The following is a 24761-nucleotide window of genomic DNA, read 5'->3' as shown; positions in this document are numbered from 1 at the left end:
CTATAGGTTATGCATGATATATTATCTATTAGAATAAAATTATAAATTGTCTTCTATAATTTTAGCTACCTAATAATTAATAAAGTAATATTTTCCTATAAAATTAAATATTATTTATTAAGCATTACTTAACAGAGGAGGGACATTAATGAATAAAAAGTTAATAAATCTCAAAGCCTTGCTTGCAATCTTATTTACTATAGCATTAATTGTTTTTTCTGAACCAGCTTTTAAATCAGCCTTAGATGGTTTACAAACCTGGTGGGAGATAGTTTTTCCTGCTTTATTACCTTTTTTTATTATAGCAGAAATTTTAATGGGCTTAGGAGTAGTTCACTTTATGGGGGCTTTGCTAGAACCATTAATGCGGCCGTTATTTAGGATTCCTGGCGTAGGAGCTTTTGCTGTAGCTATTGGCCTTGCCTCTGGTTATCCTATTGGAGCTAAAATCACCGGACAACTGCGGCGGGAAGGTTTATGTACCCAAGCAGAAGGGGAAAGATTAGTTTCCTTTGCTAATACTGCTGATCCACTCTTTATGATCGGAGCAGTAGCAGTAGGAATGTTCTCCGAACCAGAGTTAGGAGTCACACTTGCTTTAGCTCATTATGCCTCCTGTTTAATAGTAGGATTTGTACTCCGGTTTTATAAACCTAATGCTAGTGCAACAAATAATACTTCTCGTAATCAAAATATTATAGTTTATGCTTTTAATGAATTATATAATGCTCGAGAAGAAGATGGCAGACCTGTAGGTCAACTAATTGGTGATTCAATTAAAGAATCAGTTAACACTCTACTTTTAATTGGTGGATTTATTATCTTCTTTTCTGTAGTTACTAAAGTTCTTTATCTAATTGGCTTTAACAAATTGATTGCTGGACTATTTAATTTAATCTTAAAACCGCTTGGTTTTGAGCAAGCTCTTATTTCACCAATTGTTAGTGGTATCTTTGAAATTACTAATGGATCTCATCTAGCTAGTCAAGCAGCTGCTCCGCTAGCCCAACAACTAATTATTACTAGTGCTATTATTGCCTGGAGTGGACTATCAGTTCACGCTCAAGTAGTTGCTATGGTCAAAGGAACCGATATTAAACTTAAACCATACTTCTTTGCTCGAATCCTCCATGCTCTATTAGCTGGTTTAATAACTTACTTATTATTTGATCCTTTAACTAATATTTCTTCTCAATTAACTAAACCAGTAGTTAATAGTCAACTTAGTGGCTTTACTATTGGATACTGGAATTATCTCTCTCAGATATCACTAGGATTAATCTTATTTTTAGGTTTCTTTACTTGTCTATCCTTGCTAATCTACTTAATCAAACAACTTAAAGTTATTTCTTTTCACCATTTTAAATAAAGCAAAACCAGCCTCACGGCTGGTTTCTTATTAAACTATCTGAATCAGGGTGTGAGTTTTAGAGTTCCATCATACTCAAGCCCATATCCATCATTTGTAATAGATATAATTCACGAACTGCATGATACATTTTATCATGCAAAGCATTAAAGAAGATATCACGCAAATAATGATTATTCGTCATCAAGTAATAGCTTTTATAATCTTTATATTGAGCAGTATCTTCCCAAATACTTTTAGCTATTGCACTTTCGTATTCATCCTCAGGAATATCAATATCATAGTTTTGTTCAGCAGTATAAGTTTCCCCAGTTAATCGTTCATAAGCCTGCCGAAATTGATAGGCATGCCCTCGCTCATCCTTAGCAAATTCTTCAAATAGATTCTCAGCCAATCTATCTGGGGCTATAGCTGCTAAAGCTCTATAATAGGCTGCATCCCTCAGAGCTGATTCGATAGCTAAATACAATTGTTTTAATAAATGATTAATATCATCTCCAGCTAGTTGTTGGTTCCATTCTTTTCCCATTCTAGCTAACTCTCTATTGATTTCTACAGTAGCCCGTCGGGTAAAATTATTCATTTAATCCCTCCTTTCTTGTTAAGCATTATATTCCAAAAAAAGAAAATAGTGCAGAAAGATCAAAAAAAATAAAAGGAGGATCAGCAATTAAACTGCCGATCCTCCTTTCTATTACAAATTAATACTTAATACCACCCATATCACCACTCATAAGTAATAAAAACAATACCAACAAGATCAATAATGTGCTATCACCTTGGTAATCTCCCATCTGTATCCCTCCTTTTTAAATATCACTATATAATATAACTGAGGGATAAAAATGTGTCAGGAAATTTATGTAATTAACAACTAATTACTTAGTTTCCTCCTTGAAATCTGCATAAGCAGTTATTGCTTCCTCTATAACCTGCTTTCTTTCTGGTCGTTTAAGAAATTCAGTGTGAATTTTAGCAAAAGCTTCTCTAAACTCTTGACTCTCCTGTAAAAAATGAGTAGCAATCTCAGTCATCAATAATAACATTTTAATAGTTTCTTCGTATTCTTCTGGATCAGATTCCTTGACTTCTTCTAATTCTTTATTAACCATCCCAATAGATAATTCAGTCAATTTATCAGGTAAAAACATTATCCCCCTCCCTGAATTATAATTATATTTATTATTTTTTTCTAGTCTATTACTATTTATACAACTGCTTGTCCTAATAAGTTGTAAATTTAAAATTAAAAAAATAACCCGGGCCAACCCCGGGCAATACTACAGATCAAAATCCCAGACTAATGGCTCAGAATCTTGCTCTTTCTCCTGCTCCTGCTGTCCTTCTTCTTGCTGTTCAACCCCATTATCTAACTCTTCCTCTGAAATTTCAATCTCCTTACTATTCTCTTCTTCTCTATTTTCTTCTTCCGTTGAAGGCTCTTGTGTATTATTCTGCGATGGATCCTCTTGTTCTCCTTGGTTATTCACTTCAGCTTCTGAAGTAGCAGCTTCCTCTTCTTCTTTAGCTGCTGTCTCTTCTTCTTGCTCTGGTTCTGAATCAGTAGGTTCTTGTTGTAACTCTAAAAACCGTTGCCCAGAATCAGTTAAATAAAATACTTTTCTGCGGTCTTGAATAGTATGATCCAGTAACAGATTATCCTCTAACTCAGCAATAATATCTTTCACAGCTGCTCGATTCATTTCTGTCGCCTGTTCAAAGCCCATTCCAGTCAGTCCTTTATCCTCTAAAATTATAGCTAACTGACCTAATACCTGTTGAGCTTGCTGAGATAAGTTATTCCCTAATTTAGTAATACACTCATCACATAACTTCATCTTAACCCCTCCTTCTTTCTCTATATCATATATATTTTAACTGACGCTAAAATATGTTAGAGGGCTCGGATAATAATAAACTAAAAGAGCAGGAGCCAAAGCCCCTACTCTTCTTGCTGAGCCATATTCTCTTCTGCCTTCTTGATTGCTTGTCTTACCAATGACCCAGCTTCTCTAGTGGTTATATCCCCCCAATCACCATTTTTCACCTTATGGTCAAAACCTAGTTCCTCGGCTAGTTCATACTTGGTTTCATCGGACATGATACGTCCCATTGGGGAACCACCTCCATTACATAGAATGAACAATAAGAGATTTTTTATACTGAATTTATTATTTTTTAGCTGGCAAATCATTACTAATTAAATTAATAGAATATAATGCTTCACTTTTTAATAAAAAGTTAGCAATAAAAATTCAACAGCTATTTCAGAAAAGCTACAAAGTAGCTTTTTTTCCGAGTAACTTCTGTTAAACTACAAAAGTTACCAAAAGATTTCAAGAATAGAACAATCAATGCTCTCTACGGTTAAAAAGTTACTAGAGATATTAAAAAGTATTAGTTTATACATTACTCGCTTATTTTAATCGTAGGCCGCACCCCAGGAGTATTTCCTCATTTTATTCGGGGCACTGATTGTTCTAAATAAATCGAATTTAAAACAATTTTTCTCAATTACTAGGTAAAAGTTTCACAACGATATTTGAATTTTTTAGTAACGAATCTTAGCGAGCTAGAGTAAAAATAAGGCTTGGATTACCTAATTTGCAAAACATTAAATTAGATTAGCCTTATTTTTAAGCAGTGAGCTTTAGATGAGTTTGAAAAAATTCAGGAAGTGAGAAAACTCTTGCCTAGTAAACTATAAAATAAAAAAGCAGAGGATTTATCCCTCTGCTTAATTATAACAATTATTCTACTGTAATCTCTTTAGCTGCTTCCCATTGTCCATGCTGATTACAAAATTCATAAGCTCTTAAAGTACAAGATTCTTCTAACGTAATCGTTACTGTCACCTCTGGTCTGACTTCCGGAGTAAAGTTAGTTCTAGCTAACTGATAATAATTAGCAAATAATTCTACATACTGAATATAATGACCATCTTCAGCAGGATGATCAACCTCACCCATCTTAAGCGTTACTTCAAAAGGTTCACCTTGCTTAACTGTATCAGGAGCATCAATCACTGGTACATGTTTCTTTTCTAAAGTCGTTTCTGGATTCTCAGCACTCTGTAAATCATAATAAGACATATTTAGTCCTCCTTAAATTATTTGAATTCTTTAAAATCTTCTTTACCAGCACCACAAATAGGACATTGATCTGGAGCATTATCTTTTACTGTGTGACCACACTCTTCACAAACACTTACATATTCTAAATCATAATCTTCGCCTGCTTCTACAGCTTCTTTAGCTGCACTATATAATTTAGAGTGAATTTTCTCTGCTTCTAAAGCATAATAAAAAGATCTTACAGCATCACTCTCATCCTGGTCACTAGCTACAAGGTGATATGTAGGATACATCTGTTCAATCTCAAAATTCTCTCCAGCAATAGCTCCTTTTAAATTTTCAGCAGTTGGTCCTAGACCAAAACCTGCTCCTGAAGCTACTAAAAAATCACCTTCTAGATTACCATGAGCTTTAAAATGATTACCAGCATGAACTTCCTCAGCATAGGCAATTGCTCTAAATAATAAAGCTACATTAGGATAGCCATCTTGTTCAGCTTTATCCCCCCATACTTTATATCTTTGATATGCTTGACTTTCGCCACCAAAAGCTGATCTCAAATTTTCAGCTGTAATTTCATTCTCTACCATTCCTATCCCCTCCTTATCAATACCAATAACTATTACTATTAATAGTATACAATTATCTAGCTACTTTGTCAACATTTTCAGAAAAATAAACCTTATGATTTAAAAATATAATTTTATATAGTATAACTATGTGTAAAACTATTAATAATTATTAATAGAAAGGTGGGAGATAAGATAATGAGTATTGATTCTGAAGCACTTAATTTAGCTATTGAACTAGAAGAAAAAGGACATAATTACTATACAAAACACTATAAGGAGACCCAGAATCCTCTATCACGCCAAGTACTTAAAAGCTTAGCTGACCAAGAATTAGATCACATTAAGACTTTCAAACAAATCGCCGAGGGAAAAAATATTTCTACTGCTCAGCAGAATCCGGCAGATGATATTGAACAAGACGTTAAAGATGTATTTGCTGACTTTTCCGATCAGGAAAAAGAAGATTGGGCAGAAGTGGATACTGAAGTCTATGAACACGCTATGGAGTTAGAAAACAAAATCTATAAACACTACGAAAAATTAGCTCAACAAACAGATGATCCGCAAGAAAAAGAATTCTTAGAAGCAGTCATGGAAGAAGAAATGAAACATTATGAATCACTACAGAATGTTCTCTACTATTTAACTGATAATGTTAATTGGTTAGCCGAAGAAGAAGGTAAAGTTTGGAATTGGATGACTTTATAAGCTAAAATCATAACCTAAACAAGTAGAAGGGGTTTCTAAACCCCTTCTACTTTCTATTAATCATCTCTATACTGTTTAGGCGGCCGTTTGGCCCGTGGTTTATCTACTATTTCTTTCATAATAATTCCTTGGACTAACTCCTCTTTACCTAAATTGGCTAACGGATGAGTCCTCTTTGTCTTCTGGCTTTGTTTTTGCGACTTACTTCGCTGTTTTCGTTTAGTTTCCTGTTTTGACTTAGTTTGCTTGGCAGTTTCTTTTCTGATCTGATCTAATTCTTTTGTAGATTGTTGCCTACTAACTTCTGATTCTTGGTTTACTTGGTAGTCATCTTCTAATTCTAACGACTCAGCTGCTTTTTTTAAAAACTTAACCAATCCTATTATAAAAATAAACAAAAAGGGAACTAAATCAAATAAACTATCCATAGTTACCAACTCCTATTCCGGCTCTTCTTGCTCAGCTAAATTATCTCTTTCCTGAGCATCATCAGCTCCAAATTGAGAGATCTTATCCCGCATATCAGTATCAGCTTTGATATTCTTCATATTGATATAATCCATAACTCCCATATTACCAGATTTTAAAGCTTCTGCCATTGCTCTAGGAACTTCTGCTTCAGCTTCTACTACTTTAGCTTGATTTTCTTGTACTTTAGCCTTCATCTCTTGCTCTTCAGCTACAGCCATAGCTCTTCTTTCTTCAGCTTCAGCCTGAGCAATTTCTTTATCAGCTTCAGCTTGGTCAGCCTGTAATTCAGCCCCAATATTATCTCCTACATTTACATCAGCAATATCGATTGATAAAATCTCAAAAGCAGTTCCTGAATCAAGTCCTTTCTCCAATACAGTCTCGGAAATTGAATCAGGATTCTCTAATACTTTAGTATGCTGTTCAGCAGAACCAACAGTGGTTACAATTCCTTCTCCTACTCTAGCTAAGATAGTTTCTTCCCCAGCTCCTCCTACTAACTGCTCGATATTAGCTCGGACTGTTACCCTAGCGGTAGCCTTAACCTGAATTCCATCCATAGCTACAGCAGCTACTTCTGGAGTCTGGATCACCTTAGGATTAACACTCATCTGGACTGCTTCTAAAACATCTCTACCAGCTAAATCAATAGCAGCAGCCCGCTCAAAAGTTAAATCAATCTCAGCTCTTTCAGCAGCCACTAAGGCATCAACTACATTATCAACATTACCACCAGCTAAATAATGTGCTTCTAATTTATCACTAGCTAACTTCAAACCTGCCTTATGGGTCTTAATCATAGGGCCAATAATTGCTGAAGGCACTACCCTCCTTAATCTCATTCCAATTAAATTAAAGAAACTAATCCTAACTCCAGCTGCTAAAGCAGAAATCCAGAGTCCTAATGGAATAAAATGAAAAAACAATAAGAAAAATAAAAAGACTCCACCAATAATCAATAATGATATAGGTGTCATATTAATCCTCCTTTGATTTTTGTCTAACTACTATTCGATTCCCAGTTACTTCAATGATCTCCACTACTGCACCAGAGGAAATAAAATCTCCTTCACTAACTACATGTAGTCTCTCCTCTGCTACCTTGATAGTTCCCGCTGGACGTAAAGTATTGATCACTCGTCCTGTCTGCCCTACTAACTCTTCGGCCTGGTCTTTATGAGATACATAACCAGCTTCAGTAGTCTGATCTTCTCTTAATGATATCTTCTGCCAGAAAACACTAGTTCCTAGCTTCTGAACCACCAACCAGATTCCTACCACCGATAAAACTGCAGTAGCTGCTAAAACAGTTAAAGCAGTCTCAGCTGAGGGAAAGACAAAATATAAACTACTCACAATAGCCACTGTTCCCCCCAAGCCAGTAATTCCTAAACCAGGAACTACTAAAACCTCTAATAAAACTAGAATAACTCCTACTATAAATAAAATCAATAATCCCCAACTTGCTGCTCCATTAATTAAATAACTACTAAAAAAGAGACCTAAGCTCAATAAGCCCACTGTACCGCCCACTCCCCAACCAGGCACCAAAGCCTCAACAGCTAAAGCAATAAATCCTACAGTTAATAACAGAGTACTTACAGCAGGATTAGTAACCTTTCTAGCTAATTTCTGGGTCCTAGTCAACTCTTCTTCTCTTACTTGCGCCTGGTCTAGGTTCTGCTGGGCTAATAACTGATTAAAATCGGCTACCTCATAATCAGCTAGTTCCTTTTCTACAGCTTCGTGAGCAGTCAAGGTTAATAATTTACCGGCTGGGCTGACATCTGGAATCTCCAATTGCTTATCAACCATTGCTGCTGCTAATTCAGGATTTCTATCTCTTCTCTCAGCAGTAGCCTGAAATTCCTTGCGCAGAGCTGAAATATATTTTTCCTCCTGGGGTCTTGTCTCAGCAGCACCAATACTACTACCAGGAGTCATCACTAATTCTTCTCCTGCTAAAGCAATTAAAGCACCTGCTGACCAGGCTCTACCAGAGACATAAGTAGTTGTTGGAAGGTTAGCGGCTAATATCTGATCTCTAATCTTAATTGCAGAATCAACTAAACCACCATAAGTATCAATTTCAAATATTATTGCTTCTGCTTGAGCCTTTTGAGCTGCTGTAATTCCCTGCTGGACTAAATTAACTAACCCGGGATCAATAGTTCCTTTAATCGGTATTTTATATACAACCTGATCTGCTTTAACTGGGAGACTAAAACTACCAATCAAAACAGTCAACACTATCAAAACAACTACCAAACCTTTAAACTTATAATCCACTCTTATTAACACCTCCTTTCTATGTCTAAACTTAACCGCTTTCTTATTTAGTAAAATAGTCAATTAATAATTCCTTACTATAGTTAGTATTGCCTTTCATTATAACATACTCTATAATGAAGGAACAAATTAAAAAATAACACTAGTAATTACAATGCATTAAAAACTGGATTTCACAAATAATAATCATAATCCTTAACTTAGAAAGGAGCCTAAATATGCTACAAGAAAAATTGCTACAGCAAGTAGCCCAGCACTGTTCCGAATACGAACCAATTGCTATTGCCCAAGGATTTGGCATTTCTTGGCTTAACAATCCAGAATCATTGGACCAAGAGGCCTGTGATTTATGTATCAACTGGCAAGATGGCACTTGCGATATCTTCCACAAACATAAAGTGAAATACTAAATTCATCTATTATAACGACAAGTTAAATCCTGTAAAGCAGTTGCTAAATTACTAGTTAACTGGTCTGCTTGATATCTCCACTGCCAGTTACCGGTAGCTGCTCCGGGAGTATTTAATCGAGCATAACTACCTAAGGATAATATATCCTGGAGAGGAGCTATAGCTACTTGAGCTGGAGAAGCCCAAGCTAACTGAAGTAGCTGCCAAGTTGGTTGCTCATAATCAGAATCTGTTACAAAATCCGTAGTATATTTATGAAGCATCTTTTTTTCTTCTTTACTAGCCTCTTCGTGGTACCAACCAGCAGTAGTGTTATTATCATGAGTCCCGGTATAAACAACAGCTTTTTTAGAATAATTATGGGGTAAATAGTCATGATCTTCTCCTCCATGAAAAGCAAACTGTAATATCTTCATTCCAGGCAATCCTAAGGAATCTCTTAACTGTTTTGTTTCCAGGCCAATTTTTCCTAAATCTTCACTGATAAAGGGCAGCTCTCCTAACTCTTCTTCTACTGTCTGAAAAAAATCCTCCCTTGGTCCTGATTCCCAGTGGCCTTGTCGGGCAGTATCTGCCTCGCTGGGTACAGCCCAATAATTAACAAAACCTTTAAAGTGGTCAAGACGCATAATATCCATTAACTCCAGTTTAGTCTTTAATCTAGCCACCCACCAACTATAGTTATCCTCCTGTAACTTATCCCAATCATAAAGAGGATTGCCCCATAATTGTCCTTCCTCACTAAAATAATCAGGCGGAACTCCTGCTACTTTGGTAGGCTCTTTTTTCTCTGTCAGACAGAAAAATTCTGGATTGGCCCAGACATCAGCACTATCAAGAGCTACAAAGAGAGGTAAGTCACCAATGATCTGAATTCCTTTCTGATTAGCATACTCCTTGAGGGCAGTCCATTGTTCAAAGAAGATATACTGCAGAAATTTCCTAAATTCAATCTCCTCTTGTAACTCAGCCCGATACTTAGCTAAAGCTTCTGGTTGTCTAAACTTAATCTCAGGATCCCAATCACTCCAAGGTTGACCATTGAAGTAAGACTTTACAGCCTTAAATAAAGCATAATCCTCCAACCAACCTTTATGTTGGTGGCAAAATGTAGCCCACTTCTGTTTTTGTTGCCCAGTAGCTGATTTTTTAAATTCATAAAAGGCCTGCTTTAATAAAGGTATCTTAAATTCTATTATTTTCCCATATTCTATTCTATCCTTGGCAAACTCCCCTTCTTGTTCTAAATCAACAGTAGCTAGTAAACCTCTTTGTTGTAACTTATCTAAACTAATTAAATAAGGATTACCAGCAAAAGCAGATAATAACTGATAAGGTGAATCCCCATAGCCAGTTGGCCCTAAAGGACAAATCTGCCATAAATTCTGTTCTGCTGCTGCTAAAAAATCTACAAATCGATAAGCTTCACTACCTAAATCACCTATTCCGTGATCACTTGGTAGAGAAATAGGATGTAAAAGTAGACCACTAGATCTAGCAAACTTCACTACAATCCCCCCTCTAACCATTTATTACATTACTTTACCCCACTACTCTATTAATTAAACATACTAAATAAAAGCCCTTTATTGAAACAAAAATTACCACTAATATAAATAAATATAAAAAATAAAAGAAATTTTCTTGCATATTTCCAAACCTTTTTAGAAAACTATTTAAATGTAACTACTTTGAAGGAGGAATTTAAATGCAAAAAATAGAACCAATCAAAGAGGATATGCAACAGATTAATGAAAATATGAATAACTTTTCGGGGACTTTTAACTTAGATAAATCCGGATTTGATTCCTCAATGCCGGGACACACAACTGATCATAACATGATACTACGCCAAGAACCTAGAACTACCAAAAAAGAAGGAGCAGGAATTGAACTGACTAATGAAGCTAGATTAGAAATGGGCCAAATGTTAGATGATCACCAATCTGCTTTAACTGTTGCTCTTCATCAGTATAATAAACATCATTGGTTAACTGAAGGAGCAGAATCCTTTTTAAGCCTGCATCATCTACTTGAAGAACATCGCGATAAAACCCAAGAACACATAGATATGATTGGAGAACGAGTAGCTAGATTAGGTTGTGTTCCTACTGCTCATCCTACTACTCAACACAAACTCTCTTATCTCAAACATGAAGTAGAAGGACGTTATACAATGAGAGATTTTATTCGTAATGATCTAGAACATGAATTAAAATTACAAAATATGTTACGGAAAACAATTAAAAGAGCCCATGAATTAGATGACTATGGTACTACTGAAGTATTAAAAGAGGTTCTTGTAGCTAGAGAAGATTTTGGGTATCATCTATATAGCGTTTTAGAAGATGATACACTAGTTAGAGGGATGAATCATTTACTAGATCAGCAATCTGATATAGTAGATAACCCTGAACAAAGGTTACAATAAACTATAAAGCCCCAGCAAATTTGCTGGGGCTTTTTTAGCTAACAAACCAAACCATTTAAAGGAGTAATATCTAAAGTTGACCCGGAAACTAAAACCAAAACTACTACCACAATTCCTAACTGCCACTTTAACTTCTTAATTATTAATTACTACGCAATGCTCCAGTTGGATTTAACTTAGCAGCCCGGCGAGCCGGAATGATAGAAGTAACTGCTACTATTAGTGTCCCTAACAGAAAGGCAAATACTAAATTAGTCAGATTAAACTCAGGATAAATAACTGGTCTCATGATTATCTCAGCTTCCACATCCGCCATAGCCGCTGAATAATCAATTCCTACTCTAGATAATATCTTTGTAATGATCCCTCCTGATACTACTCCTAAAAAACTACCAACTATTCCTAATAACGTTCCCTCTATAATAAAAAGATAGAGTATCTCCCGACTTTTGAAACCTAAAGCACTCATCATCCCAATCTCTTTTATTCTTTCCTGCACAATCATTACCATGGTACTAACCACAATTACACAAGCCAATAAAATCACAACTACATAGACTAAATTATAAATATTTTCAGCTATTTGGAGATACTGAATAATACTATTACCACTATTCCAAGGAATTAGCTTATAGATCTCTTGTTGATCATTCGCAGTCATAACTTGCTTTATGCGAGGCAGAATTCGATCTAACTCTCGGTAGTTGCGTGTCTCTAATAAAATTTCAGTAGCCTGATCAGGCAGGGCCAACATCCTCTGGGCTTGCTCTAGTGATAAGTAGAAACTTTGTTCATCAAGTAATTTAAAACCACTTTCTATAACACCTACAACCTGTAGAGTGCTTCCTTTAAAAGAACCCCAGGAAGTAGTATACACTATAGTGATTTTATCCCCCACGTTAGCATTTAGTTTATCTAGTAACTGAGTTCCTACTAATATTTCTTTAGCTCCTGATTTTATCATCCGCCCTTCTGTTATATAATCAGCAACTTCTGTAAACTCAACCTCTTTTTGCGGATTAACTCCCCAACCCATCATTGTTACTAGCTCATCCTCAATACTCACAGCTGCCCCAAACTTAAGCCGAGGGATTGTTTCAGTAACTCCTTTAACTTGCTGTAATTTAGCCTGCATATCATCTATCCCTGATTCATTAAAACCATTAACTGGATGATTTAAAGAAAGTAACCTTTCTTTTTGTTCATAGTCTTGATTAATTACTTTCACATGACCAGTATTATATTGAATATGCAATTGAAACATAGAATCAACCATTCCTCCAATTAAACCTCTCAGAACAACTACTATCATTACTGCAAAAGCAATAGCAATAATAGAAATAGTAGTCCGTAATCGATTGCGAAATAAATTTTTGCTTGCTAACCCCCATAGATAACTCATTTTAGCACCTCCTTAACGACTATAAATGGCCTCTATAGGATCTTTGCTAGCTGCCCAATAAGCTGGTGGTATGCTGGCTAAAGTAGATAGGAAAACACCGGCAAGAAAGATGAAAATAAAATGTGTTGGAGCCCAGACACCATATAGTTGGCCCCAGATAGGCATTCCAAAGTTATGATTGGCGATTAAAGCTGATAAATCTAGACCATACTCAACTAAATAATAAACACCACCACTACTCAATAATAAACCAATTAGACCTCCAATAATACCTATTCCTGCTGCCTCGATCATAAAAGTCAGTATAATTTCTTTCTTTTTAAATCCTAGTGCTTTCAACATCCCAATCTCTTTTGTTCTTTCTAAAGCAGATAAAATAACTGTATTAACAATTCCAATTGCAGCAATCATTAAAATTAGCCCCATCATAATAGCTGTTTCTATATTCTGAGCTTGACTCATAGCAATCACTGACTGGGCCAACTTCCGCCAGGAATAGACTCTTAAGTTATCATTTTTCGTACTCAGCTCTGCTTGTAATTCTTGTTGGACAGCTGGAAGTTGATTAATATCCTTTAATCTGATTACCACTTGACTAACTTTACCCTTAGCTCCTAAAGCCTGTTGGGCAATATTTAAAGGCAGATAAACAAAATTACCATTAACATCTGGATTTTGGGTACTAACTAACCCTTTAATCTTGGCTTCAATAGTATTAAAGCTTCCTTCTCTAGTCTTGACTAGTAAAGTTAAATAATCGCCTACTTCCAACTCCATTAACTCAGCTAACTCTTTACCTAAAACAGCCTGATAGCCAGTACCTGTTAAGTAACTCCCCTCAACTATATAATCTGGAGTAGCAAAGACTCTCCTAGCTTGATCAGGAAGTATGCCATAACCAGTAACTGATAGTTCATCAACTCCATTATTCAACTTAGCGGAAAACTTTAGTTGACTAGCTAAAGAATCAACTCCAGAAGTAGCAGCAATCGTCCTTCCTAATTCCTTATCATAGTTAATTAAATTATCTACAGGCAACTCTTCTTTCTCCGACCAATAATCTTGATTTACTAGCTGCAGATGACCAGTCTCTAGATCAATCAAACTATTAAAGGACATCTCAGTTAATCCTAACATCAAGGAATCAACAGTCAAGTAGATAATAATTCCTAAAGCCAAAATCAAGGCAATAGCTATCACTCGGCGAGAATGACGAGTTAAATTCCTAAGTGCCATCTTAACTAATAACAAACCTTCCACCTCCTTTAATTACCAGTCTCTTGATCCTCTATAATCTGCCCATCCTGTAAGGTTATCAATCGCTTAGCATACTCCATTACCAACGGATCATGGGTCGAAAATATAAAAGTAGTAGCCAATCTATCATTCATCTCCATCATTACTCGCAATACTTCCTTACTAGTCTCAGAATCAAGATTAGCTGTTGGTTCATCGGCTAGGACTAACTTAGGTTCTTTAACTAACGCTCTAGCAATAGAAACTCGCTGTTTTTGGCCTCCCGATAACTCATTAGGCTTCCGATTAGCATAATCTTCTAAGCCAACTGCCCCAAGAATGCTCAGCACCTTCTCTTCAATCTCCTCTTTAGTTAAATCAGCAAGTAATTTAAGAGCAAGTTCTACATTCTCAAAGGCAGTTAAGACCGGAATCAAATTATAATCCTGAAAAATAAAGCCTAAATTATTCCTTCTTAATAAAGCTAATTCTTCTTTAGATAAATCCTCAATTTCTTCGCCAGCAAAAAATATCCTTCCAGCAGTAGGAGTATCTAAACACCCAATCATATTTAACAAAGTTGTCTTTCCTGAACCAGATGGTCCGGCAACTGAAGTGAACTCTCCTTGGTCAACACTTAAATCAACCCCCTGTAAAGCAGGAACTTCAATCTGACCTTGCTGATAAATCTTCTCTACTGCTTCTAACTCTAATAAAGCCATCTTTATCCTCCTTTATATGCTAGTAGTTTAATAAAAAACTCCAATTTTATGATTAATATCTTTAATCTCCTGCTTATAACATAATAGTTGAAAATAAAACTCCTGAGCCACAGTTGGCCCAGGAAGAAGTTTAAACTTTATAAAGCACATTTTTTAAAATTGAACTTGCAATCCTGAAAAAGCAGAAATAGTTTCTCCAGAAATATCCATCTGCCCCGCAGTTGTATCTTCAAAATCACTTACTATATTTTCATATCTTGACATCGCAGTGAACACGATATTTTCTGTTAACTGCATTCCTACTTCAGCTGAAATTACTCCTGCCGGACGAATACTAACTTCCTCTAAATCAAGAGCAGGAATACTAACATCAGTTACATTCCAGGCTAGACCAGATTGGATTTGGATTGGCCCTAAATTTACCGGAATAAAAAATATATTCCATAGATAACGCCTAAAATGACCTTCCCGATTATCCTTTACAACAACCAGTTTGATCTTTAGAACAATCAACGAGAGAAGATAGATCTTCTAATTTACTAGCTAACTGATTTATCTTTTCCTCCTTAGCAGAATAATGAACCCAGTAGCCTTTTTTAATTCCTACTACTAAACCTGCTTCCCGGAGTTTTTTTAGATGTTGCGAAACTGCTGACTCAGAAATATCTAATTCTTTAGCTAGTGCTGTAACACAATAATCTTGCTTTAATAATAAAGCTAATAACTTTAAGCGAGTTGTATCAGCTATTGCCTTTAGATTAACAACTAATTCTTCCACTTTCATTCCTCCCATTATTAGTATTAACAACTATAAGGACATAATCTATCTAATCCTAATCCAGCAGCAGTTCCAGCAATAGTAGTTCCAAATAAGATTAGTTCTGTATTATACTTCTCGGTTAGCTCTATAATTTCCTCTAAGGAATCATTAACTACTGTTGAACCAGTAGCTAATACAAGATCACTAGCTTTAATTAACTCTTCTGTTCTTTCTGTTCCATCCCAGATTTTAACTCCCGCTAGAGTAGTATTAATATTATCAGGATTCAAATCAGTAACTCTTATCTGGGCTGGCTTAAACTCACCGACAATATTTTCAATAATTGCTGGTTGAAAACCAATAATTCCTACATTGATATCTGTTCCATACTCAGCTACTACTTGAGTTGCTATCTCCGCTCCACAATCTTCCGGTTCATCATCCTTACAGTGAATAGTATCTTCGGCAATCCCTAAATACTTAGTAATTGCATTTAAAGTAGCAACTAATAAAGCTCGATTAAAATTATCACTTAAGTTAAGGTCCAAAATATCAGCTAGTCTCCCCTTGAAATTCTTAGGACTATCAGTAAAAGCTTGCCCTAAGCAACCTTTAAATTCAGCTTGGATCAATACTTCTTCTCCTGTCTGTAACGGAAAATCTTCTCTACTAGTCTCTCCTATAGCCTCCTTAGTGGATAACGGCCTAGCTGTAATCTTAATTTCTTCCTCTCTTAAATCATTTTCAGCAACTAAATCAGCTAACTTATCTTTAATTTTATTAATCATTTTAAAACCTCCTTAAAAAATTATCATTCCTAAAGCTCCTGCTCCAACCACTGCTAAAATAGGATGTAATCCTACTAATATACTAATCACGGTTATGATAGTCACCAAAACACTTTTTACTCCCCCAAAAGTAGATTTACCTAACTTGATAATCACAGTAATAATCAATCCAATTACAGCAGGTCTTAACCCTTTAAAGACTTTATCTATCAGTTGATTATCTTTATAATCTATGTATAATCTAGTAATAATTATTAAAGCAATAATAGGAGGAATAATCAAACCTAGACTAGCTATTATAGCTCCGGAAGTCCCTTTTAATTTAGTACCAACAAAAGTAGCTAAGTTAATCATAATTGGTCCGGGCGTCATTTCAGATAAAGAAACAGCATCAGCAAACTCTTCTGCACTTAACCACTGATGAACCTCGACCACTTCTTTTTCTGCTAAAGCCAACATTGCATATCCACTACCAAAAGTAAAGACTCCAATCTTCATAAAAGTAAAGAATAACTTAATTAATAACATTTTTATCCCCTTACCCTTAGATTCTTTCTAATAAAGTCCGCTTATGAAAATAAATACTTAAACTAAATAACAATAGAGCAAACAAAAATAACATTAAAAAATTATGGCTAACTGTAAAATAATGATCCTGATTTAATAAATACCGCATTACATCAGTAACATAGGTAACAGGAGATAAAGGAGCTAATAGTCTACCCCAGTAAGGAAGTTCATTTAGTGGCATAAAAACTCCACTAATAAAAATCAAAGGAAGACGAACTAAATTAGAAATCATCATCACATTAGATGGTTTATCAGTAGGTATAGCAGAAAAAAGAGTCCCTAAAGAAGCAAAACAAAATGCAGCTAAAATAATAGCTCCAATTAATAAAAATAAGTTACTGATAGTAATCTGAAAAAACAGAACTCCTCCTAATAGTATTAGAGCCGAAAAACTAATTCCAAAAATCAATCCACTTGTTATATCACCTAAAATTAATATTGTTACCGAAATTGGCGTGCTCAGTACCCGTTCTAAAGTTTTAGTTCTTGTCTCCCACGGAGTTATGTACGGGCCAACAGAAGAGCCAGTAAAAAAGAAAATAATACCTAATAAACCAGGTAACAAATTATTAACCTCCATATTACGCCCTTGAGTAAAAGCTAAAAATAAAAAAACAGGAAATAAAACCCCAAAAATAAGTACTGGAGGCTCTAGATAATAAATATTCATATTCTTTTTAACAATTGCCCAAATTTGTCTTAATCTTAGTTTAACCAATCTCTTAGTCATCTTTCATCCCTCCTGTTAACTGAATAAATACATCTTCTAAACTAGGCCCTAACGTATTAATTAACTGAATTTTAGTTTCCTTATTATCAATTAGGTCATTAAGCCTAGGTACTAACTCACCAGGATCTGTAGTGTATAATCGATATTTATCCCCCTTTTTTTCTACTTTATTAACTAGATCTAATTTAGTAAACTCAAAAGAAAAATCATCAGTAAAACTTATTTCTAATGATTGAGTACTTTTAATCGTTGCTTTTAAATTTTCGGGAGTATCAATAGCAGCAATTTCCCCTTGGTTAATAATAGCAACTCTATCACACATCTTATTAGCTTCATTGATATTATGAGTATTAATAAATATTGTTTTTCCTTGTTTATTTAAATCATTAATAATCTGTTTAATCAATTGTTTACTCTGGACATCTAATCCACTAGTTGGTTCATCTAAGAAAATAATATCTGGATCATTCACTAAGGCCATACAAATAATTACTCTCTGTTGCATCCCTTTAGAAAAACTTTTAACTTGGTCATGTTTTCTATCCTTTAATTTAAATAACGTCAACAACTCTTCTGCTTTATCTCTTACTTCCTTGCGCGAAAATCCATATAATTCAGCCATAAATAGGATATTTTCTAAAGCAGAAAGATTAAGATAAGCATTAGCCAATTCAGGAACTACTCCAATTTTTTCTTTAGCCTGTAAGGGCTTATCTTCTAAATTATAACCAGCTAAATAAATTTCTCCTTCATCAGCAGGAAAAACACCAGTTAACATCCTTACTGTAGTAGTTTTTCCTGCTCCATTAGGACCTAAAAAACCAAAGATTTCTCCTTGTTTGACTGTAAAATTTATCTGATCAACAGCAGTTAATTCTTTATACCTTTTAGTTAAATTCTTTACTTCTATTGCTGGTTGCAAAATAATTCCTCCTTAATCAAATATTATATGGTTTGCTACTAGAAAAGTAGCAAACCATACTTTCTAGTTATTCCTTTTTAGTACACGAATGACCCTGCTCGTCACCATGACATTCTTCTATTTGCTCAGTAGAACATTCGCCTGGCTTACCTTTTAATTTCTCAGGATGTTTACATTTACAATCACACATTTATCTCACCTCCATTTAATTAAGTGATCACTTAATTAAATTATAACAATATAAATTAATTTGTCAACTTTCAAACTAAATCATTTAAATATAAATACTATTTAAAATATATTGGCGGGGATGAATTTCCACAAACTACATTTATAAATGTAATTTGATTGTCGTATAATAAGTTTGATAAGTGGTAATGATATAATCTTAACAATTAAAATAAGTCTTCTGAGTAGAAGCCGTATTGATACCGGCCACACTTTAAATGTGTTACTAAGTGGAGGAATATTGGAGGAATCTAAATGGATAGAACATTTAAAGGTCTAATTGCTGGAACTATTAGTGCAGTAATTATGAATGCTATAAATTTAATCTTTTTCTATATTTTTAATTTAACTGAAGTTCGGTTTCTAGATTGGGCTAGTATTATTATGTTAGGCAGTAGACCAACTACTTTTTTAGCAGCAATCTACGCTTTAATTATTCATATTTTATGGACAGGTTCTTTAGGTATTATTTTCAGCTATTTAATACCCCAAATAACTTCACAAGGCGTTTTGATCAAAGGAGGATTATACGCCTTCTTACTTACATTTATTTTTCGGGCTCTTATAAAACTATACAATGTATCTTTTCTTAGTAAAATTTCATTTCAAACCAGCTTAGTAAATACAACTTGTGCCTTTTTATGGGGTATAATATTAGCATTACTTCTAAAAAAATTTGAACAAATAGACAATTAAAACTAGAGGAAAAATATGCAATCGACAAATAATTAAATCATCTCTAAAAATCTTCCACAACTTATCTAGATTAGTTTAAAAAAACTCCCTAGAGTCTATTAACTCTTCATTTTACTCTTCTTCAATAAATATATCCCTTTCCTTTTAGAATATTTATTGAACTATCCAATATTTTCATTAACATTTTTTTACATAAATGAATATTATGTACCAATAATCCTTAGAAAAGAGGGACCTATTGTGGGAGATTACTGCAAAGATGATGATTTAGTTTTTATTGTTTTCTTAATTTTGATCTTGTTACTATTGGGCACTGGCTGTTAATCAAAATTTAAATTCTCTATTATCGCCCATTGATTTCCCTCTATACTTTTAACCCCCAACTTTAAAGTTGGGGGTTAAATATATTTATTTATAAATTTAACCTCATTTCAGACTTTTTCTCTTTTCAACCTTATTGATTAATTTTCTATAGCGTTCAAAAATTCCTTCCTGCAAACAATAACAGACTCTAGGTCCATCTATTCTCCCTTTTATCCAACCAGATTCCTTAAGTATTTTTAAATGTTGCGAAACTGTAGATTGAGAAATTGGTAATTGATCAACAATACTACTTACTATACAACGATTATCAGCCGGTAAATTAGCTAAAATTTGAATTATTTTAACCCGATACGGATGACCTAATGCTTTAGATAACTGGGCCAAATCTTCTTGCCAAATATCATTTTGATTATCCGGTTGTGCCATTATATCTCTCCTTTATTATTCACTGTCGCTTTTGAGCAGTAATATAAGCAGAAAAAATAAAACTCTCAGTATTAATTTCCGACGACCAATCCTTAACAACTTCCTCACTATTTTCTTTCTTCTTGATTTCAATATTTTCTAACTCAGTTTTCTCTAATATTGCTCTTAACTTTTTAGGCTCTACAGCTCCAGCAATACAACTACTATAATTCTCTAGATTATTTTTTACTTCTTCAGGAAATTCACCTTTTCTTAGTATATCTGAAATAGCAAGTTTGCCGCCTGGCTTTAGCACCCTACAAATTTCATCAAATACAGCTTCTTTATCAACTGATAAATTGATTACACAATTAGAAATTACAACATCAACTGAATTATCTGCTACTGGAAGATGTTCAATTTCTCCTAATCGAAAATCAACATTTGTAACCTCATTCTTCTGAGCATTTCTTCTAGCTTTAGTAATCATTTCAGGAGTCATATCTACTCCAATAACTTGGCCCTTGGCCCCAACTTCTTGGGCAGCAAGAAATACATCAAAACCAGCTCCACACCCTAAATCAAGTACTCTTTCTCCCTCGTTTAAATTTGCTATAGATTTAGGATTTCCACAGCCAAGTCCTTGATTAGCTGTAATAAAATCTGATTCTAAATCTTCTTGGGAATAGCCTAACTTTTCACCAACCTTAATTATATCTAAATTAGCAGTATCCCCGCTACAACAGCCACTACTACAACAACCTGTCTGTTCCCCTTTAGCTACTTGAGAATAATTCTTTACTATTTCTTCTTTAATTTCATTCTTAGAATCAACCATTTCTTATCCCTCCTGAATTTAGAATATCAAATTAATCGTTAATCGTCAATATACGATCGAATTCTTAAAAAATTACCTTTTCATTAGGTTATTTGCCTTGTTGAATAATAAACTCCCTTACTAAAATTTTAGTAAGGGAGTTTAGTTTAAATCCTAAAAATAATCTATTCGCATTGCTTCACGAACTTCATCAAGTGTCTTAGAAGCTTTTTCTCTAGCTTTTTCCGTACCTTTATTTAAAATATTCATTACTTCTCCAGGATCTTTAGAATACTCTTCTCTACGTTTTCTAATTGGTTTCAAGAAATCTTGTAATACTCGATTAAGTCGTTTTTTTACTTTAACATCTCCCAATCCACCTCTACGATAATGATCTTTGAGTTCTTTTACTTCTTCTGGCTCTGGATCAAATATATCAAGGTAATCAAAAACTGGATTTCCTTCTACACAACCTGGATCTTCAACTCTAATATGATTAGGATCAGTAAACATTCCCATCACTTTTTCTTCTATCACATCTGGCGAATCAGCTAATGAAATAGCATTCCCTAAAGATTTACTCATCTTATTTTTACCATCTGTTCCTGGCAATCTTGAAAATTCAGGAACTAAGGCTTCAGGCTCTACTAAAACAGATTCGTAAATTCTATTAAACCTTCTTACTACTTCTGCAGTTTGTTCTAGCATTGGCAACTGATCTTCACCTACTGGCACAAGCTCGGCTTTAAAAGCAGTTATATCTGCTACTTGATTAACCGGATAAGTTAAAAAACCTGCTGGAATACTATCTCCAAAATCTTTTTGATTTATTTCATTTTTAATCGTAGGATTTCTTTTTAATCGATTTACTGTTACTAAATTTAAATAATACATAGTAAGTTCAGCAATCTCTGGTACTAAAGATTGAATAAAAATAGTACTAACTTCCGGATCAATTCCTACCGCAAGATAATCTAAAGCAACCTCTAAAATATTATCACGCACTTTTGTAGGATTGTCTGCATTATCAGTTAAAGCTTGTGTATCTGCAATAATTATAAATTGATTATACTCATTTTGCAATTTAACTCGATTTTGTAAAGAACCAACATAATGACCTAAATGTAATTTGCCAGTTGGGCGATCACCAGTAAGAATATTCTTTTTATCAGACATAATAAACTCTCCTTTATATTTTTAGTTATTATACAATCTAATTCCTTTATTAAATTCTGGTGATCGATTCCATATCAATGAAGCAAATATTTTTTTACAATTATGCTTCATTTAATACCACTCCTTAAAAATAATATTTATTATTAATATTACCATATAAACCTTCACATGTAAAACAAGAGTTTTGCCTTAGATAACCTTAATAATTTACTTTAAAAAAGTAATTAACTATGATATTTTAAGGACAGACTAAGAAAAACTGAGGAGGAATAATAATGCTCAAAGAAGGTCTTAGATATCAACAAGAAACCATGGTAGAAAAAGAAGATACTGCAGATCAAATAGGATCGGGGGATTTACCTGTCTATGGTACTCCGGCTATGATTGCATTCATAGAAAATACAGCTGTGAAAGCTATTGAAGCAAAATTGGAGGATAAGCAAACTACTGTCGGGGCCAAATTAAATATTAATCATTTGCATCCCACTCCAGTCGGAGAAACAGTAACCTGTTCTGTAAAATTAACTGAGGTCAATGATTCTCAACTCAAGTTTGATGTTATCGTTGAAGATGAAAATAATAAGATTGGAAATGGAAAACACGTTAGATACATAGTTGCTGAAGATAAGTTTATGGGGCGGATTCAGGACTGAAAAAATTTTAACTATAAAAAATAATCAAGTCATTTTGTGTTATTATTTAGAAAGCCAAGATACTTTATTTCTTCCACTATTTTTAGCTTTATAAAGTGCCTCATCTGCTCTTTTAAAAAAGCTTTCTTTATCATCTGATTCTTTTAATTTTGTAATACCTAAACTAAGAGTAATCTTTCTATCTACTTCTTCAATATCAAGCTGTGAAACCTTCTTTCTAATTCTTTCAGCATATACTTTACCGTTTTGAAGTGAAGTATCAGTTAACAAAATACTAAATTCTTCTCCTCCTACTCGAGCAGCCATATCTTCTTCTCTAGTTTCTTCTTTTAATAATTCCCCTACCGCTTTTAATACCTTATCTCCTATGTCATGCCCATAATTATCATTAATTTCTTTAAATTTATCCAAATCACACATTATTAAAGAAAGTGATGTTGAATACCTTTTAGATCTAGCTATCATCTTTTTAAAATATTCCATAAAATGTCTTCTATTGCTCAATTCGGTTAGCTCATCTGTTCGAAGCAAATTTTCTATTCTTTTATTAGCTTTATTTAGTTTTTTATTCTTTTTAGTTAATTTTCTTGACTTATTTGCAAGTTGATTATTTAATTTAGAAATTTCATTAATTATTTCTGTTTTTTTATATGTTTCTTGTTTTCCAATTAAACAAAAAGAATCTTCTAATTTAAATAAATAACAATTATAGGTATTATGAATCTTATTGTTTACTAAAGAACTTAAAAATTCTAGATTCTTTCTTTTATATGATTTATCTTTACCAAAGTTAACTTTTAATTTATTAAAACTTTTTTCTGTTAAAAGATTACTTATTTTCTTTTTCTTTAATTTTCCTTTATTAAAATCAAACAAATTCAAAAATTCTTCATTATAATCTAAGATATAATAATCTTTATCAAAATAAACTATAATGTTTTCACTCAATTGATTTAAGAATAGGTTAATAGGATATGGATATTTAGCAAACATATTTTCTTTCATTTTTAAGCCCCTCCCACCATTTTTCGTTCTGTTAAGTTATATGAAAATTGAAACTCTCCCCTCCCATGGAATATAATAGTTTTTGACCATTCACTATAACATCCAGAAAGGAGAGAGTTTCATGCCTCAAAATAAAACACAATGTCCACGTTGTTATTCAACTGATCTGTACAAGTATGGTAAAGATAAACACGGTCATCAAAAGTATCAATGCAAAGAATGTAAACGACAATTTGCTCCTGAAACTATTAAAAACAGAAAACCCAAAGATCGAAGTATCCATCATGTCCAAAGTGTGGTAAAGCTACATTTTTACATCATAGCTATAAACACTATAATCAGCTTAGATGCTGTGATAAAGAATGTAACCATTCTTTCGAAATCCCAAAGCCTACAAACATTAAAAATCCTTCTTGCGAAAATGTAAAAGGCAAAACCAGCTTTAAAGAAATGAGATATCCAATGCATACTATCCTGCTTGCTTTATATCTATACTATCTAAATCAATCTTCTACTAGAGATATTTCAAATAATCTCATTGAATCATTCTTTGGCACCTTTAAAGACTGGGTTAAAAAGAGGAGAGGATTTAATTCTTTCTCCTCTGCCAACCAACTAATTACAACCTTGATGTTCTTTTATAACTACGTTAGAAGACACTCTGAGCTTAATGACCATACACCAGCTCAAGTAGCTGGTATTAACTACTCTAACAGTCAGCGAAAAACATGGTTGTTAGCTTCTTAAAATTTAAGAATGGTTCAAAAACTATGATTTCCATAGCTATTTTTTCATATTTACTTTACAGATTCAAATTTAATTATTAATAGTCAGTAATTTATTATTAAAAAAATCTTCTTCAAATTTTAATTTCCTGCTTGGTCTAAGTGACTAACATCTAAATGAAATAGTCCTAGACAGCCACTACGTCTAATATTGGCTTTATCTACAATTAAAACAGCTCTATCAGGCTTCTCTTCCCTACCCCTGATTCCTGCAAACC

At 33.8% G+C, this 24761-nt stretch carries 30 protein-coding genes and 1 pseudogene; 7 read left to right on the top strand and 24 right to left on the bottom strand.

The window, feature by feature from the left end; genetic code table 11:
- The first annotated feature begins 148 nt into the window (after positions 1-148).
- Positions 149-1369 (top strand): sporulation integral membrane protein YlbJ, encoded by a 1221-nt coding sequence (gene ylbJ / locus ACYQ3D_RS04755; protein ID WP_459836772.1) that lies wholly within the window; start codon positions 149-151, stop codon positions 1367-1369.
- A gap of 58 nt (positions 1370-1427) precedes the next feature.
- Here ylbJ and ACYQ3D_RS04750 read toward each other — a convergent pair whose 3' ends face one another.
- From ACYQ3D_RS04750 to ACYQ3D_RS04725, 6 genes are all read right to left on the bottom strand, one after another.
- Entirely contained in the window at positions 1428-1952 is a 525-nt protein-coding gene (locus ACYQ3D_RS04750; protein ID WP_459836770.1) for a ferritin-like domain-containing protein, read from the bottom strand.
- A 295-nt stretch (positions 1953-2247) separates the two neighbouring features.
- Entirely contained in the window at positions 2248-2520 is a 273-nt protein-coding gene (locus ACYQ3D_RS04745) for a hypothetical protein (RefSeq protein WP_459836769.1), read from the bottom strand.
- A 129-nt stretch (positions 2521-2649) separates the two neighbouring features.
- Positions 2650-3207, bottom strand: coding sequence for a hypothetical protein (locus ACYQ3D_RS04740; protein ID WP_459836768.1), 558 nt, complete (start codon positions 3205-3207; stop codon positions 2650-2652).
- Between the two features lie 104 nt (positions 3208-3311).
- Positions 3312-3482, bottom strand: a complete 171-nt coding sequence (locus ACYQ3D_RS04735) for a small, acid-soluble spore protein, alpha/beta type (protein WP_459836767.1) — start codon at positions 3480-3482, stop codon at positions 3312-3314.
- Positions 3483-4119: 637 nt separating this feature from the next.
- Positions 4120-4461: a class II SORL domain-containing protein gene (locus ACYQ3D_RS04730; protein WP_459836765.1), complete on the bottom strand. Its 342-nt coding sequence runs from the start codon at positions 4459-4461 to the stop codon at positions 4120-4122.
- Between the two features lie 17 nt (positions 4462-4478).
- Positions 4479-5033, bottom strand: a complete 555-nt coding sequence (locus tag ACYQ3D_RS04725; RefSeq protein WP_459836763.1) for a rubrerythrin family protein — start codon at positions 5031-5033, stop codon at positions 4479-4481.
- Between the two features lie 177 nt (positions 5034-5210).
- Between ACYQ3D_RS04725 and ACYQ3D_RS04720 the strand changes: the two genes are divergently transcribed.
- Positions 5211-5723: a ferritin family protein gene (locus ACYQ3D_RS04720; protein WP_459836762.1), complete on the top strand. Its 513-nt coding sequence runs from the start codon at positions 5211-5213 to the stop codon at positions 5721-5723.
- A gap of 56 nt (positions 5724-5779) precedes the next feature.
- On the opposite strand, the gene ACYQ3D_RS04715 is transcribed toward ACYQ3D_RS04720, so the two are convergent.
- From ACYQ3D_RS04715 to ACYQ3D_RS04705, 3 genes are read right to left on the bottom strand one after another with little or no spacing between them, the layout of a single operon-like run.
- Positions 5780-6151: a hypothetical protein gene (locus ACYQ3D_RS04715; protein ID WP_459836761.1), complete on the bottom strand. Its 372-nt coding sequence runs from the start codon at positions 6149-6151 to the stop codon at positions 5780-5782.
- Between the two features lie 12 nt (positions 6152-6163).
- Positions 6164-7171, bottom strand: a complete 1008-nt coding sequence (gene floA / locus ACYQ3D_RS04710; RefSeq protein ID WP_459836760.1) for a flotillin-like protein FloA — start codon at positions 7169-7171, stop codon at positions 6164-6166.
- A 1-nt stretch (position 7172) separates the two neighbouring features.
- A complete protein-coding gene (locus tag ACYQ3D_RS04705) occupies positions 7173-8483 on the bottom strand; it encodes an NfeD family protein (RefSeq protein WP_459836759.1) in 1311 nt (436 codons plus the stop codon).
- 218 nt (positions 8484-8701) lie between these two features.
- On the opposite strand from ACYQ3D_RS04705, the gene ACYQ3D_RS04700 reads away from it, so the two are divergent.
- Positions 8702-8893 carry a hypothetical protein gene (locus ACYQ3D_RS04700; protein ID WP_459836757.1) on the top strand — a complete coding sequence of 64 codons (192 nt, stop codon included), beginning with the start codon at positions 8702-8704 and terminating at the stop codon, positions 8891-8893.
- A 2-nt stretch (positions 8894-8895) separates the two neighbouring features.
- Here ACYQ3D_RS04700 and malQ read toward each other — a convergent pair whose 3' ends face one another.
- Positions 8896-10401: a 4-alpha-glucanotransferase gene (malQ, locus tag ACYQ3D_RS04695; RefSeq protein ID WP_459836756.1), complete on the bottom strand. Its 1506-nt coding sequence runs from the start codon at positions 10399-10401 to the stop codon at positions 8896-8898.
- Between the two features lie 200 nt (positions 10402-10601).
- Between malQ and ACYQ3D_RS04690 the strand changes: the two genes are divergently transcribed.
- Positions 10602-11324, top strand: coding sequence for a Dps family protein (locus ACYQ3D_RS04690; protein WP_459836754.1), 723 nt, complete (start codon positions 10602-10604; stop codon positions 11322-11324).
- Positions 11325-11466: 142 nt separating this feature from the next.
- On the opposite strand, the gene ACYQ3D_RS04685 is transcribed toward ACYQ3D_RS04690, so the two are convergent.
- From ACYQ3D_RS04685 to ACYQ3D_RS04640, 10 genes are all read right to left on the bottom strand, one after another.
- Entirely contained in the window at positions 11467-12726 is a 1260-nt protein-coding gene (locus ACYQ3D_RS04685) for an ABC transporter permease (RefSeq protein WP_459836752.1), read from the bottom strand.
- A gap of 12 nt (positions 12727-12738) precedes the next feature.
- Entirely contained in the window at positions 12739-13986 is a 1248-nt protein-coding gene (locus ACYQ3D_RS04680) for an ABC transporter permease (protein WP_459836750.1), read from the bottom strand.
- 5 nt (positions 13987-13991) lie between these two features.
- Positions 13992-14684: an ABC transporter ATP-binding protein gene (locus ACYQ3D_RS04675; RefSeq protein WP_459836748.1), complete on the bottom strand. Its 693-nt coding sequence runs from the start codon at positions 14682-14684 to the stop codon at positions 13992-13994.
- Between the two features lie 153 nt (positions 14685-14837).
- Positions 14838-15197 carry a hypothetical protein gene (locus ACYQ3D_RS04670; RefSeq protein WP_459836747.1) on the bottom strand — a complete coding sequence of 120 codons (360 nt, stop codon included), beginning with the start codon at positions 15195-15197 and terminating at the stop codon, positions 14838-14840.
- Positions 15157-15462 (bottom strand): ArsR/SmtB family transcription factor, encoded by a 306-nt coding sequence (locus ACYQ3D_RS04665; protein ID WP_459836746.1) that lies wholly within the window; start codon positions 15460-15462, stop codon positions 15157-15159. Before ACYQ3D_RS04665 ends, ACYQ3D_RS04670 begins: the two co-directional genes overlap by 41 nt.
- 23 nt (positions 15463-15485) lie before the next feature.
- Positions 15486-16232: a Rossmann-like domain-containing protein gene (locus ACYQ3D_RS04660; protein WP_459836745.1), complete on the bottom strand. Its 747-nt coding sequence runs from the start codon at positions 16230-16232 to the stop codon at positions 15486-15488.
- A 12-nt stretch (positions 16233-16244) separates the two neighbouring features.
- Positions 16245-16760: a chromate transporter gene (locus ACYQ3D_RS04655; RefSeq protein WP_459836743.1), complete on the bottom strand. Its 516-nt coding sequence runs from the start codon at positions 16758-16760 to the stop codon at positions 16245-16247.
- A gap of 16 nt (positions 16761-16776) precedes the next feature.
- Positions 16777-17532, bottom strand: coding sequence for an ABC transporter permease (locus ACYQ3D_RS04650; RefSeq protein ID WP_459836742.1), 756 nt, complete (start codon positions 17530-17532; stop codon positions 16777-16779).
- Positions 17525-18454, bottom strand: a complete 930-nt coding sequence (locus tag ACYQ3D_RS04645; RefSeq protein WP_459836741.1) for an ABC transporter ATP-binding protein — start codon at positions 18452-18454, stop codon at positions 17525-17527. The genes ACYQ3D_RS04650 and ACYQ3D_RS04645 overlap by 8 nt, the downstream gene beginning before the upstream one ends.
- A gap of 67 nt (positions 18455-18521) precedes the next feature.
- On the bottom strand, positions 18522-18644 hold the full coding sequence (locus ACYQ3D_RS04640) for a hypothetical protein (RefSeq protein ID WP_459836740.1): 123 nt from the start codon (positions 18642-18644) through the stop codon (positions 18522-18524).
- A gap of 293 nt (positions 18645-18937) precedes the next feature.
- Between ACYQ3D_RS04640 and ACYQ3D_RS04635 the strand changes: the two genes are divergently transcribed.
- Complete coding sequence (locus ACYQ3D_RS04635) at positions 18938-19378, top strand: hypothetical protein (RefSeq protein ID WP_459836739.1); 441 nt, start codon at positions 18938-18940, stop codon at positions 19376-19378.
- 426 nt (positions 19379-19804) lie between these two features.
- Here the strand turns inward: ACYQ3D_RS04635 and ACYQ3D_RS04630 are convergent, their stop codons facing one another.
- From ACYQ3D_RS04630 to trpS, 3 genes are all read right to left on the bottom strand, one after another.
- Positions 19805-20128, bottom strand: a complete 324-nt coding sequence (locus tag ACYQ3D_RS04630; RefSeq protein ID WP_459836738.1) for an ArsR/SmtB family transcription factor — start codon at positions 20126-20128, stop codon at positions 19805-19807.
- Positions 20129-20147: 19 nt separating this feature from the next.
- A complete protein-coding gene (gene arsM, locus ACYQ3D_RS04625; RefSeq protein ID WP_459836737.1) occupies positions 20148-20945 on the bottom strand; it encodes an arsenite methyltransferase in 798 nt (265 codons plus the stop codon).
- Between the two features lie 153 nt (positions 20946-21098).
- On the bottom strand, positions 21099-22100 hold the full coding sequence (gene trpS, locus ACYQ3D_RS04620; RefSeq protein WP_459836736.1) for a tryptophan--tRNA ligase: 1002 nt from the start codon (positions 22098-22100) through the stop codon (positions 21099-21101).
- A 275-nt stretch (positions 22101-22375) separates the two neighbouring features.
- Here trpS and ACYQ3D_RS04615 point away from each other — a divergent pair, with 275 nt between their 5' ends.
- Entirely contained in the window at positions 22376-22753 is a 378-nt protein-coding gene (locus ACYQ3D_RS04615; protein WP_459836734.1) for a thioesterase family protein, read from the top strand.
- A gap of 42 nt (positions 22754-22795) precedes the next feature.
- On the opposite strand, the gene ACYQ3D_RS04610 is transcribed toward ACYQ3D_RS04615, so the two are convergent.
- Positions 22796-23758 (bottom strand): GGDEF domain-containing protein, encoded by a 963-nt coding sequence (locus tag ACYQ3D_RS04610; RefSeq protein ID WP_459836733.1) that lies wholly within the window; start codon positions 23756-23758, stop codon positions 22796-22798.
- A gap of 121 nt (positions 23759-23879) precedes the next feature.
- Here ACYQ3D_RS04610 and ACYQ3D_RS04605 point away from each other — a divergent pair.
- A pseudogene (locus tag ACYQ3D_RS04605) lies at positions 23880-24505 on the top strand (IS1/IS1595 family N-terminal zinc-binding domain-containing protein).
- Positions 24506-24761 lie beyond the last annotated feature (256 nt).

This window comes from Halanaerobaculum tunisiense (assembly GCF_054657635.1).
Note: the sequence above shows the minus strand (reverse complement) of the source record. Positions and strands in the feature narration are given on the sequence as shown.